Origin of the sequence: Flavobacterium alvei, assembly GCF_002920895.1 — a bacterium.
GTDB classification, from domain to species: domain Bacteria; phylum Bacteroidota; class Bacteroidia; order Flavobacteriales; family Flavobacteriaceae; genus Flavobacterium; species Flavobacterium alvei.
In genome coordinates, this window is record NZ_PQVG01000005.1 from 124,891 (window position 1) to 139,051 (window position 14,161).

The 14,161-nt window shown below is 39.1% G+C and carries 7 protein-coding genes; all 7 read right to left on the bottom strand.

Annotated features, from left to right (window positions below; translation table 11 throughout):
• Nucleotides 1-4 precede the first annotated feature (4 nt).
• On the bottom strand, nt 5-3,310 hold the full coding sequence (locus C3L50_RS09925; RefSeq protein ID WP_243400364.1) for a glycoside hydrolase family 2 TIM barrel-domain containing protein: 3,306 nt from the start codon (nt 3,308-3,310) through the stop codon (nt 5-7).
• A 119-nt stretch (nt 3,311-3,429) separates the two neighbouring features.
• Nucleotides 3,430-4,563, bottom strand: coding sequence for a glycoside hydrolase family protein (locus C3L50_RS09930; RefSeq protein WP_103806027.1), 1,134 nt, complete (start codon nt 4,561-4,563; stop codon nt 3,430-3,432).
• A 142-nt stretch (nt 4,564-4,705) separates the two neighbouring features.
• Complete coding sequence (locus C3L50_RS09935; protein WP_243400365.1) at nt 4,706-6,358, bottom strand: glycoside hydrolase family protein; 1,653 nt, start codon at nt 6,356-6,358, stop codon at nt 4,706-4,708.
• Nucleotides 6,358-8,541, bottom strand: coding sequence for an alpha-L-rhamnosidase-related protein (locus tag C3L50_RS09940; RefSeq protein WP_103806029.1), 2,184 nt, complete (start codon nt 8,539-8,541; stop codon nt 6,358-6,360). Before C3L50_RS09940 ends, C3L50_RS09935 begins: the two co-directional genes overlap by 1 nt.
• 1 nt (nt 8,542) lies before the next feature.
• Nucleotides 8,543-10,123 (bottom strand): sodium:solute symporter, encoded by a 1,581-nt coding sequence (locus C3L50_RS09945; protein ID WP_103806030.1) that lies wholly within the window; start codon nt 10,121-10,123, stop codon nt 8,543-8,545.
• On the bottom strand, nt 10,120-11,184 hold the full coding sequence (locus C3L50_RS09950; protein ID WP_103806031.1) for a Gfo/Idh/MocA family protein: 1,065 nt from the start codon (nt 11,182-11,184) through the stop codon (nt 10,120-10,122). Before C3L50_RS09950 ends, C3L50_RS09945 begins: the two co-directional genes overlap by 4 nt.
• 91 nt (nt 11,185-11,275) lie before the next feature.
• A complete protein-coding gene (locus C3L50_RS09960) occupies nt 11,276-13,858 on the bottom strand; it encodes an L-rhamnose mutarotase (protein WP_394338027.1) in 2,583 nt (860 codons plus the stop codon).
• Nucleotides 13,859-14,161: the final 303 nt, after the last annotated feature.

Below are 14,161 nucleotides of genomic sequence, written 5' to 3' on the forward strand. Positions count from 1 at the left end.
GGAACTAATATTTAAACTTTTTCAGGCTGCTTTCCAATTCATTTTTTGAACCCATAAAAGGAACCAAATAAAAACTGTATTGATAATTTCCAGACTTAATTTGATATTGTTCCAAAGGTTGTGCTACCAAAGTCCAGCTGTCGTTTCCTCCAACACCCATTTGAACCAAATCAATATTTACAGTTAAAAACCCCGGATCTTTTAAGTCATACGTATGTCCCGCAGCACTCAGATTTTCCTGCGTGTAAGGCCACGCGCTCATACTCAACACTTTTGTGTCATTTGCAATTACAAATCCTTTGTTTTTCTGTGGAGTGGTTAATGCCATCCATCTCACATCGCATCGATTTCCGTTTTCTTGAGGTTTTGGGTAATGCTCGATAAAGTCATTGATTGGGAGTGAATATTTTCCAACGAATGAACCAAAACTTCTGTCGCTGTAATTCTCCAATTCTCCTTTTCCATACCACGAAATCTGATCAAACTTTCTTTGAACGCCCATTTGCATTCCAATTTTCGGAATGTTTGGCAATTTATTCGAGGCTTTCAAGCTGTAATCCACTTTTATGGTCCCGTCAGGTTTGATGTTGTACACCACGCTCACATTGGCACTGTCTTTTATAATTTCGTAATCGCTTGTGATTTTAATTTCAGAATTGGACTTGTCCATTTTGATATTCGTCAATTTTGGCTTGGCTTTGTACCATTGTTTCAAAAGCTTTTGTGATTTCCAACCTCTTTTGTCATTGTCCGTAAGCGGTCGAACGAAATTTGGCAACAAAGGCGCAAAAACCTGTTCTTCTCCATTGAAAACATACGAACTCAACGCTCCGTTTGCTTTACTTATATTGATGTCAAACGTCTTTCCTTTGATTTTAAAATCAGAATCCGTTTCGGAAACATTTGTGTTTTCTTTTTTGGAAACCAATGAAACCGCTTCTTTCTTTTTCAACAAAAATTGGTCTTCGGCCACAACATACCCTTTTGAAGCCCAAAGTTCTTCTTTCGAAAGTTGGAATTCGATATTCAAAAGGTATTCTGCACCAGATTTCATTTTTGGCAAATACGGACTGACATTGAAAGTTGTCGATTGCCCCGCTTCTACATTGAAAGGTTTCAAAATCTGCGTTTTGATTACATTTCCGTTTTCCAAAATTTTCAAAACAGGAATATATCCTGCCAAAGATTTTACCGCTTGACGATTTTTTATTTCCAATTGATTTCCGTTTAAAGTCGAAATCACTGGCTGATAAATCCACTTGTTTTCAAACATCGAACCTTTTGGCTTTCCATTGGAATCGACCAAGCCTTTGGTATTGAAATTGCCATCGTGGTATTTTTCGCCAAAATCTCCACCGTGGGCAAAATAGTTCTGACCCGTTCTCGAATCGAATTTCACCAATCCCTGATCTTTGAATTCCCAGATACAACCGCCAATAACTCTTGGCAATGAACGGAATTCGTCCCATAATTCTTTTAAATTTCCAACGGAATTCCCCATCGCGTGGGAGTATTCTACGAAAATAATCGGTCTTGTATCCTTCTTTTGATCTACCAAAAATTTCGGGGTAAAAACGCCCGGATAAAAACGGCTCACCATATCCACATACGAATCGTCTTGTGGGTTTTCGAATCGATAAGCGTGATCGATTGTTTTAGGATATCTCGGATCGAGTGGATCGATGTAACCATCCAATTTTGCATTTCCCTGTGCCGGTTCGTAATGCACGGGACGCGTGATGTCAAAATCGTGCACCCAACCCGCCATTGCGGAATGGTTTGGGCCTTTTCCTCCTTCGTTTCCTAAACTCCAGAAAACAACCGAAGGATGATTTTTGTCTCGATAAACCATTCGGGTCATACGCTCCAAATAAGCGTTTGTCCATTTGGGGTCGTTACTCAATTTTCCTCCAATTCCGTGGGTTTCCTGATTGGCCTCGTCCATTACCATAATACCGTATTGATCGCATAATTCATAAAAATAAGGATCGTTTGGGTAATGGCTGGTGCGAATAAAGTTGAAATTAAACTTCTTGATTGTGGTAATATCTTGTTTAATATCTTCTCTGGTCAAGGCTTTTCCACGAACAGGATTATGGTCGTGGCGATTGATTCCGTAAACGTAAGTTTCTTTTCCGTTGATGAGCATTTTGCCATTTTCTTTCGAAAATTCTATGGAACGGAAACCCACTTTACAGGATTTTGATTCGGTTATATTGCCGTTTGGATCTTTGATGGACATCACCAAAGTATAGAGATTGGGCTCTTCAGAACTCCATTTCTTCGGGTTTTTGATGGTTTCCTGAAACATTCCAAAACGCACATTATCCAGACGAGGATAACTTTCGTTTATCATATCGATAACTGGTTTTTGGAGAGGTTCCTTAAATAACGGCTTGTTATCTGCATCGTATAATTGTGCTTGAAACGTGTAATCCTTGATTTTCGCACCTGTCAAGTTTTCTACTTTTGGACGCAATTTAAAAACGGCGTCTTTATATTCCTTATCCAATTTGGTTTGGTAAAAGAAATCCTGAATGCGTAGTTTTGGCTCGGCCATAATGAAAACTTCACGTTGAATTCCGCTCACGCGCCAGTGATCTTGATCTTCCAGATACGAACCGTCAGCCCAGCGAATCACCTGAACCGAAACCACATTTTCGCCTTCTTTCAAATAAGGCGTGATATCGAATTCTGATGGCAAACAACTGTCTTCTCCATAACCCAGAAACTCCCCGTTTAACCAAACTTGAAAGCCGGAACTTACGCCACCAAAATGCAAAGTCACGGTCATATCCTTCCAATTTGCCGGCACGGTAAAACTGCGTTGATACGAACCAACACCGTTATAATCTTTAGGAATGTAAGGCGGATTTATGGGTCTAAACGGATAAACCGCACTTTTGTAAATAGGATTGTCGTAACCTTTCATTTCCCAGTTCGAAGGCACTTCGATTTTATCCCAGCCTGATACCGTAGTTTTATAAAAATCTTTCGACGCTTCTTTGAGATTCACCGCATATTTGAAATTCCAATCGCCGTTCAGCATTTGGATTCGGCTTTTGGTTCTGTCGCCTTTTAAGGCGTCTTCCACATTGGCATAAGAATAGCCAGTCGCCCTTGAAGGCTGCCTGTTGATGCTCGTAACCGTTGGGTCTTCCCAAGGGGCAAACTCATACTTCTTGTGCAATTCAGGAATTCCCGCAGGTTCTCCGGTTACGGATTGGGCATTCCCTAAAAAGGGAAGTATTAAGACAAAAGTATTAAGTATTAAGACCGATATACCCAGACGAGCTGAATTTGAAAACATTAATGGTTTCGAACATTTTTCCTCAAAAAAATGCTGAACAAAATGGATTATATTTCTTTTATTTAATTTCAAAACTTACTATTTAAATCTTAATACTTAATTCTTCGTACTTAATACTTTTATTTCTTCTCTTTTTTCTCCGGCGGTGCCACAAAATTCAATTGGCTTTTACCTAAATCGTTGGAAGTTGCCACGGCTATTCCGCGTTGATCTGCTTTGTTCACGGCGCAATAAAAATGATACACCACACCGTTATGTTTTACCACAAATGATTTGTGTGCAAACTTATCATCATAAGGCTCCGATGATTTGATTAAATCATCACCTTTCCATTCTTTCCAGTTTACTAAATCATTCGAAACGGCAAAACGGTTAAACGCACCTTGATTCCAATCTCTCCAAAAAGCACCAAAATAAAACATCACCCAAGTATCATTAACACGTTGAATAAAAGCATCCCCCGTAATTCCTCTATGATGATTAAGTAAAGGCTTTTTGCCGTAACGTTTCCAAGTTTTCATATCATTAGAAACTGCCATTCCAATACGTTCAGCACCTTTTGCAGGATTCAAACTATCGCCACGGGCATTGTAATACATAATAAATTTACTGCCTGTCAATTTTTCCTTATCTTCAATCACCGAATTTTTATACATAGTACTGTTGTCCCAAAAACTCACATCAGTATCTTTTGGCGTTAAAACCGGATTTGGTAAACGTTCAAATTCGTGTGGTTTGGTTGGCACTTCTTTCGTATATGCCATCCCAATAGACAAAACGCCCGCTTCATAACCCGTGGTATTTCCTCCGAAATAACTCATCCAATATTTATCGTCATACTTTTTCCACTCGTACGAACCGCCCCAAGTATAATCCTGTAATGCGATATAGCCTGCTTTTTGGTTCGCGTCCCAATGGGTTTCATCCTTCGAAAACGACATTACTTTTCCCAAATGTTTCCAATTTAGCAAATCGTTGCTTTCGGCTAACCAGGTTTCGTAGCCTCTTCCGTCGTAAATCAAATACGTCATAAACCATTTTCCGTCTTTTCTGAATACGCTTGGGCAATCCATTTTATAGGAGTTGTCCGTTGGCACCATTACCAATCCGTATTTGTAAGGCGTTTTGATTTCGTTGTAAATCTCCTGCATTACGTTTTCGGTAATTTCTCTTTTTTTGAATTTGGTAGTCGCACAACTTGCGATTAACAAAGTTGCGATTCCAATTCCAAGATATTTAATTGTATTCTTCATTTTATATTTTAATTGCTTCAATGGGACGCGGATGACAAGGATTTAAAAGGATTTACGCAGATTTTTATTATTTTAATTTTAAAAAATCCGTTTTAATCCGTGTCTTTACGAAGTAAATCCGTTTTATCCGCGTTCCACTTTTTTATTTCAATTCCTTTAATCGGGATTCCATAACTTCCTTGTTCAATTTCAATTTAACCATTCCTGTCGGATGAAATCTTTTTTTCAAATCAATGGCGTTGTACACAATCGTGTAAACATCATTTCCTTCGGGAATCAAACACAATGGCGTTCTCATAATATCCCACCATTTATTGACCTTGGTTTCTATTGGTAAATAATGTGCTTCCGACCAATTTTTTCCATCTGCAGAAAGCGAATACGCCATCATATTGGGTAAATGATGTCCCCAACCGTCTGGGCCACCATCAAAAACGGCTATATACAGACCGTTTGGCAATTGGCTCACAATTGGATTTTCCACAAAAAAGGGATGCATCGACTTGATTGGATTGCTGCCGTCTTTTATTCGTGACCACGGGCCTTCCAAACTATTCGATTCAGCCAAACCAACAAACCAGCCTTTACCGGATTTCTTGGGATAATCTGCCCAAGATTGAAACGGAAATGCTCCGCTATAAAATCCAAGATATTTATCGCCCACTTTATAAGGGAAAAATGAAGCCACGCCTTGACGCCCTTCCCAAGGTTCGGAGTCCAATCCCGGCTCAATAATTATACCAGTATCTTTATATGGGCCAGCAATTCCGTTAATTCCTTCAATAGTTGACTCACAACGCCAAATTCTTCCAAAAGAATGATTGGGTTGAATCTCTTTGTGAACGGTATAAGCCAAATAATAGCCATACCATTTGTTTGCTTTTTCGTTAAAAACGGGCATATACGACCAAATTGCCGCACGACGATCGTTCATTGGATTGTCGTCTTCGGTAATGGCATAAGTTCCGCTGGCTTGTAAAATGGTGGATTCTCTTTTCCAATGAATCGCATCCTTGCTTGTCCAATGTCCGATTTTAGTTTTTACACGGTCGTAATACATTTCTACACCAACTTCTCCGGCTCTTTCCGTTGGAAACATATGATACGTATCGCCAACTTTCACCACACGACCACCTTCAAAACCTCCCTGAATCCCTTCGGTTCCGGAAAATCCTTCATCAATTACTGGCTTATTTTCTCCACCAATAACTTCGAAAAGCGGTTTCTCGTCCGAGAATCCTTCCACTATAAATGTTGGATTCCAAAGTTTTCCATCAGGAAATTCGGCATTTCTGGACACTAATTTTTCAGAAGCTTTCACTACTCCCAAAATTACAAACAATCCTTTTCCCTCTGGATTGATGATGTGCGTTCCTTTCGAATAGGAAATCGCATACACATTTACTGGAGGCAATCCTGTTATGGTCAGTCCATTTTCAAGAACTAATTTAGCATTGTTTAATTGGCGATAATCGGCATTATCTTTCTCTTGAAAAACGCCAATAAGTACTTGAACCGGTTCCCTGAATTTTAATTTTAATGGCGTATTCGTTCCGTTTTTATAACTTTCCAACGGAAGTTCAACTCCTGTTAATCCTTGCAATTCAGGAGCAATTCGAACAATATTATGTTTGCTTCCCGAAAACACGTGTGCATATTGAGTCGTTTTGAAAGTTTTGCAATTTGAATTCACCACTTCAAAAGGAGCGGCCTGCCAACTGGTATTTTGAGCCAAAACTGAAAAGCCCACAAAAACCAGGAATAGGCAATAAATATGTTTACTTTTTTGAATCATTATTTTACTGCTTTATAACTTATTTGGTACTCCACATTCGGTTGTACCGTTAATTGGTATTTGTTTTTGGACAATTCCGTAATCGTTCCCGAGTTGGTTTTTGGTTTTGATTGACTTTCGAAAATCAATTTTCCTTCGCCTTCGGCCGCTTTTACTTTGATTTCTGATTTGCTTACATACAAGGCCACTTCACCTTTTGGCGTAGGCACTTTTCCTTCCATCCATTGCAATCCACCTAGATTTGGTTTGATTTCATATTCAGCATAACCCGGAGCTGTTGGTTTTACACCCAAATAGTATTTCCCCAACAAATAAATCGGGCTGGAACCCCAGGCGTGGCAAAGACTTTTTCCATAAGGGCGTCCATACATCGCTAAATGTTCTGTTCCTTTTTTCGTTGGATTGTATTCTTCCCAGAAAGAAGTTGCGCCTTCTTTTAGCATTCCTCCCCAATAATCCTTCATTTCTTTCAACACATAATTCTGCTCGCCCATAGCGCACAAAGCTTCCAACTCGTAAAAACGCATATAGGGTGTCGTGATTTTAAGAATTTTATCATTGAGCAACACTTTATTTTTTATACTTTGTTTTTGTTCTTCATTAAAATAATTGAAAAAAATACCGAACATATTAGCATATCTGGTTACAATATCCTGCATTTTACCGTCTATGCGCTGGTGCTTCATCACGTTTTCTTTTTTATCCCAAAACACGTCAAATAATTTTGTTTTTAAATCAGCAGCCAATTTTTGATACTGTTTTTGGTCTTCACTTTCTCCTGCAATTTTAGCACTAACTGCCATCGCTTCTAAACTTCTCGCCAAAAGCATTTGCTCAAAACTAACTTCGCCCGTTTTTGGCAATCCGTCCGCCCAATCAATAAAAACCCAGTCGCCTTCCAATGGTTCGAGGAATCCGTTTTTGTTTCTTCTTTCCAAGCAGAATTCCATCAATGATTTCATTCGTGGATAAAAAGTTTTGATAAACTTCGTGTCGCCCGTATGTAAATAGTAATCGTAAACACCCACAAACCAATAGAGCGAATAATCCATTATGATATTTACGTGAGCCGTCACGGGTTCTTTGCCACGCAGCGCCAACAGCGTTCGTTCTACCGAAGCCGAATCAAAGAATAAATAATAATTCATTAAATAACTTTGATAAGCGTCACCAGACCAAACCCAACGGTCGCGTTTAATCCCGTCTATAAAAAATTCGCGGGACGTTAAATGCATCGTGTAAGCCGACACATCCCAAATTTTATTCAATTCTTGGTCCGAAGATTTGAAAGCCCCACGATAGTCCAATGGCAAATATTCATAAAGCATCGAAATCGAATCATACTTTACCCCTGCATCTGCTTGTACCCGAACATAACGGAAGGCTTTGGATCCATTATGGGTATAGGTTTCAGGTTGCTTTCCGTCAAAAGATAAATGGTCCAATGTTTCGCATTTGGCAGTATCCAAAGCTTCCTCACGAGATTCACCATAATACAATGCTACTTTGCCTTTTTCTTTTAAACCGTGAATTTTAATGTAACCAAAAGTTTCCTTGCCAAAATCTACCAACTCACCAGTTCCTATTTTTTCTGTTTTTTTGGCGTTCCAAGGCGTGGTTGTCAGTTTAAATCCGGAAGGTTTACTCTCTGGTGAATTAAAATTCCAAGAACCAACTGGTACCCAAGGTGTGCCGGATTGCTGTGCTTTCCCATTTTCATCAATCCAAAGTTTATCTTCATTGGTCACCTTCCAAGAGGCATCAGATTTAACATATTTACCAGCAATATAAATAGCGGGCAATACTTCTTGATTATATACTTTAAAGGAAATTTTGTGTTTCCCAGCAGAAATTTTTATTGATTTTGGTTGCCCGTAAACTTGAACACCATCTAAAATTAATTGAAAAGATCCTTCCGAGTAGATTTTTACCTCGTCTGCTTCTGGAATATCTACTTCTGTTTGAAAAGTTACCAAGGCATAAGGACTGTAATATTGCCAAAGCGGTGGAAATACTGCTTCGCGATCTGTACGTCTTACCTGCATTTTATTGCTTAACCAAACTTCGAAATCACCCGGATAATAAATCCAGGTTTGAGCCGAAACTGCTTCAGACAAAAAGAATACCGCAACAACGCAAATAATCGTTTTAAAACTCTGGCGTAAAGAAGAAAATAGGTTCATATTAATTGAAATTAAAAATGAGGTATAAACTTAAAATGGTTAGTCCCAACAAGGCGAACAATATTTTTACTTTTTTGCTGGTTTTTGGAACATCGGTTTCGCTTACAAAATTGGTTTCCGGACTTTTATCTACCAATGAAATGATAATGGCGGCAACCATTAACACTGCAAAAATGTAAAAGGAAATCAACAAGAAATGTGGCCAAGCCGGGTAAACATCGGCCGGGAAAATCCATAAATACAATACTCCAATAAATAAACTAAAGGCTGAACCCCAGGATAAAGTGGCATTCACGGCTTTCTTGGTAGTTCGTTTCCAAAAAATGCTCAACAAAAATACTACCGACAAAGAAGGTGCCAAAAAGCCCAAAACTGCCTGAAATATGTTGAATAAATTTTGTCCTTTGATATTGTCAATCGCAATCGCAATCAGAATGGCAAAGACACATCCAGCCGCAACTGTGATACGACCAATTTTAATTTGTTCCTTGATAGTCGCCGCAGGATTGATTTTCTTTACGTAAATATCATTGGTAAAAACCGTGCTCAAAGCATTTAAGGAAGAACCAATTGTTCCCACCAAAACGGCTATCATCACACAAATGACCAAACCGTTCATTCCGCTTGGAAATAAATTCGTAACCATCGTCATATAAGCCAAATCGGAATTTTTTCCCAATTCTGGAAACAAAACGGAACACAAAATTCCCGGTAAAATAAACAACGGCAACGCCATCACTTTCAACCAGCCGATGAAGTTTACTCCCAATTGTCCTTGTTCCAAATTCTTGGCTCCCAAAACACTCTGCACCATCGATTGATCGGTACAAAAGAAAGCCACGGCAGCTACTGGATATCCCAGTAAAATGGCAGGCCAAGGATAATGTGCATCGCTGGCAGGTTGCACCAAATTCCAGAAATTAGAAGGAGTTTTTGCAATCAATGCGTGTATGCCTCCCACTTTTTCCAAACCTAAATAAGAAAGTGTAAGCGACACGACAATCAATAAAATCATTTGGAAAACGTTCACTTTGGCAATGGCTTTCAATCCTCCGGCAAACGTGAAAATTCCAGAAAAAATCACCAATACCGTCACGCTTTGCCACATCGGGATTCCTAAAATTTGGCGAACCAAAATTCCTCCGCTAAACAATCCCAAGGATAACCAGCTTACCAAAATTTTGACCATTGCATACCAAGCCAAAATGGTTTGGGTACTATCGCCATAGCGTTTTCCCATATATTCGGGCATCGTGCTGACTTTGCTAGCGATATATCTTGGCGCAAAAACTATTGCTAATAATAATAAAAATACAAAGGCATACCATTCGAAATTTCCAGCCACAATTCCCGTGGCGTAACCAATGCTGGCAAAAGCCAACAATGACGAAGGCCCCACATTTGTCCCCCACATATTAAATCCGATGTTGTACCAATTCAGAGAATTTCCCGCCATAAAAAGCGTTTCGTTCTTCTTGCTTTGCTTCACGCTCACCACATAACCAATGACCAATAATATCACCAAATAAATGGCAACAATTATAAAATCTAAGGCGGTTAACTTATCGTAGATGCTGTTCATAGTCCGTATTCGTTAAGAACATCAGCAATTTTTACTGGCATTCCGGTTTGTAATGTTTTATCCATTGCCTGCAATAATGCCACGGTTCCGATACCTTCTTCCATATCGGGATAAGCCGTGAAACCTTGTTCGATGCTGTCCACAAAATAGTCCAAATAATTTTGATATTCCCCAGCATGGTGACTTTGTCCTTCAAAACGGAAATAATGTTTCAGGGTTGCATCACCCCAATGTATGATTCTTTCTTCGCCTTCTTTATCCGTAACGGAATAACGCAATTCGTGATAATCGGCTTGACTAGCACCTTCTGTTCCTCTTAAAATAACCGACATTCCGCTATCTCTTTTTGTTGGTTGGGTTGGCGAAGTATAAACACCGCTCACGCGAGCAATTCTTCCGTCAGTAGCTTTGAAAATAAAATGCATCGTGTCTTCGTTTTTCAAACCTGCGGTTGCTCCGTTGCTGCTGATCATTCCGTAGCCCATCACTTCTTCGATATTGGGCAAATACCAACGAATGAAATCCACAGGATGACTCAAACCGCCATACAACCATTTGAACGATTGCAAGAGCGACCATTCTTTTTCTAAAAACCAACGATGATCGGCGTGATAATGCGATTCTATGGTAATCAAATCTCCAATTACTCCTGCTTCAAAATCTTTTCTTTGTCTTTTAGCTGGTTCAAAAAAACGAGAACTTTGACCAATAAAAACTTTCTTTCCACTTCTTTTGCTCAACGCTAATAATTCTTTCGCATCTGATAAATCATCAATAAATGGCTTGGTACAAACTACGTGTTTTCCAGCCAATAAAGCCTGTTTTACGTGCTGGGCGTGCAAATGGTCTGGCGTGTAAATGGCGATGATATCGATTGCGCTATCCTTTAATAAATCATCGTAATTGGTTGTGTAGGAATGAAAATCGAATTCCTTGGCTCTTTGTTTGCATAATTCCTCATTGCAATCACAAATTTTTACTAACTCTAATTTGCTACTTTTTAAAGCGGCAGACATTGTACTTCGACCTTCTCCTAGACCTAAAATGGCTATTTTTAACATTTCTTTTTGTTATTCGCTGTTATTATTATTTTTTTTTTGCCACAGATTAAGGATTTTTTAATCCATTTAATCTGTGGCTAAATATTTTAATCTATTTTTTTTCTTCAAGTTTCTTCAAAAATATCCAGGTTTCTCCGGGTTTTGCCCCTTCGATTCCGGTTTGGTATTTTTTCATCAAGTTGTTCCAGTCGTTGACACGTGGATTGTTTTCGGTTGTTTTTGGATTTAACTTATCCAAACTTTCCCCTTTCGGAATACTGATGACCAAGATTAATTGTCTTCCATTTTTAAAAACCTGCAATTGCTGAAAATCGGCATTGCAGAAGCCTTTGGCGATTTCCGGCCATTTTTCGAATTGGGTTTTGTGATAATCCACATATTCTTTTTGCATTTTTTCGTCAGCCACCAAATTCGCGGTCAAAACAATGTTTTCCCATTCGGATGCCACTTTTACATCTTTGCATCTTTCGAAATTCTGGAAATCATAAACCGGATTTTCGTAGATTTTAATTTCCAAAGCCGGAAAGGCCAAAGCCAGTTTTCTTTTGGTTCTTTCCGGCTGGTTCATCAAACCGTAAATGACCAAATGGTTTTCCCATTGATACAATTCCTCGCCCACGATTCGGAAACCTTTTATGGTCGATTTGATCGTTTCCACATCAAAATTTTTCCCTATTAATTCTATGGCAACCGCTTTGGGCATTTCCTGCAAACCCCAAGCTTCGTCCACTACAACCTCTTTGTCAAGACTACCTTGAGATGCACTATTACTTGCATTTTTCTTTGTTTTGGGATTCCCTATAGGATATTCGGAGGCAAGCGCTTTTGGCACTACTTGCAAACTCAATTTGTCTTCTTCTTTGTTCGGATTGCCGTAAGGCGCACGAATTCCGGCATTTTTCCTGATTTCAGGATTCACGAAAGGATAATTGTCCTGCCAAATATTCCCAGCAGGCCCATTGTGGTTTTTCAGATTTTTTTGAATTGGAATCCAGTTGTTTTTGATGGTAAAACCTTGTGTTCCTTCGTCGGTGTACAAATACAACCACAAAAACGGGTCGTGTGCATACGGACTATTGTAAACTTTGTCAATGTAATTTTCTTCGATTCGGCTGTCCGGTTGCGATGAAAGCGTGTAAATTCCGGCTACATCGTGTAAATGTTTGGCATAATGATGAATCTTATTGCCAATAATTTTGTTGTTTCGCATCACGTTTTCGGTGTGTGTCCAACCCCAACCCATCGAAATGCCGCTGTAGGCCACGTCCGAAATTTCGTTGTGTTCGATGGTTAGATTTTTTACGAAACCAGCCGCGATTCCTAAACATCCCCAATCTTCGTTGGCCACGTTGGTAATCAAATTGTCGGAAACCATTTCATCCGAACAAATTTCTCTATCATCTTTTACTTGTAATGGCAAATGCGCTTCGATAGCTTCGTCGGAGAAAACACCCAGATTAATTCCGTTGCCGCCAATGTCCTTGAATAAATTTCCTTTGACAACATTATGATTCGTTCCTCTGTGAAAATCCAGTCCGGTGGAGGACAAATGCTCAAAAGTGCAAGATTCGAACAAAGTATTGTTGGCATAATTCACCTCAACGGCTCCTCTTGGGCGACCTACCCAAGCCTGATTTTCTAAATTCTCTTGATTTGGTGTTCCCGGTGTTTTCAATTTGTAGGCATCCAACAAATACATTCCGGCTTGCAACGGAACGTGGCCTTGCTGCGAAGGACGAAGCCAATTGCTGTATTGAAACGAAATTCCCTTGAAATTAAAATGATGCACGGGCGAATCCAAAGTTCCTTTCATTTCGACCAAATTTTCCAAAACCGGAATAGTTACTTTTGCCGAAGCCATATTTTCTCCCGCTCTTGGAATGTAATAAATTTTGGCTTTTTTCCTGTCCAAATACCATTCACCGGCTTCGTCCAACATCGAAATTCCGTTGTTCAAGAAAAATGCCGAGTTTCCGTTGTTTTTGGAAATCCAAGGCGCTGGCCAAGGATGCTCGCTTTGGATACGGCTTTCCGGTTGTTCAAAAGATAGTCGGGCACTGTCTTTTTTAATTTCGATATTTTTAATACGCAAATTGGCAATCGCCCACCATTGCACGATAAACATTTCCATTCCGGGTTCAAACTTAATCGATTTGTCTTTGAAAGGAATCCAACAGGTTTCCGTTACAGCATCCCAAGACAGGATTCTGTCCATTTTGTTTCCTGAAGTACTTTTGGCTCTCACGGCTTTTTTTCCGTTGACCCATAATTGTCGGTAATTGATGATTTCGCCCGCTTTTTCAGGAGCATCGGCTTCCCAAATCGTTCCTGCTTTTAATCCATTTATGGAAATGGTGGATTTTTTCCAGTTTTTGATTTGTAAACCGCCGCTTAGAATTGGTTTTGCATTTGTGTCGGCTTCTATAGTTGTCGGACTTTCGGCCGTTCCAGAATCTTCGGGTCTAATGAATAAAGGTTCGCTTAAATTATACGTTCCGTCCATAACAATAATATGGATACCGTCTTTAATCGACGCATCTTTCAATCGGCGTAGCTCCCTGGCTTTTCTTACCGCCATTTGAATAGTTGCCAAAGGACTTGATTTTGTTCCAAGGTTGGTGTCTTTTCCTTGAGTAGAAACCCAGATTTCGGCAGCATTGGCAGTAAGCATCATTCCTATGAGGAAGAAAGCCAAAAAGAGTTTAGACTGTTGCTTCAAATTCATTGTTTTTATTAATTGTTAATTTGACAAATATATATTTTTGAATCGTCATATATTGCATAACATTTGCCCTTTTATTTATTAATCCTATTTATAGTAATCTATTTCTGTGAATATTATATTTTATCCTGAGATTAATTATTTAAATGTTAAAAGTAATCTTTATATAATAATTCTATGTTATTTTTATACAACGAACAATTATATAATTATTTTGTACCTTAGCCCTCAGAAATCAACTTAGTAATTTGATAA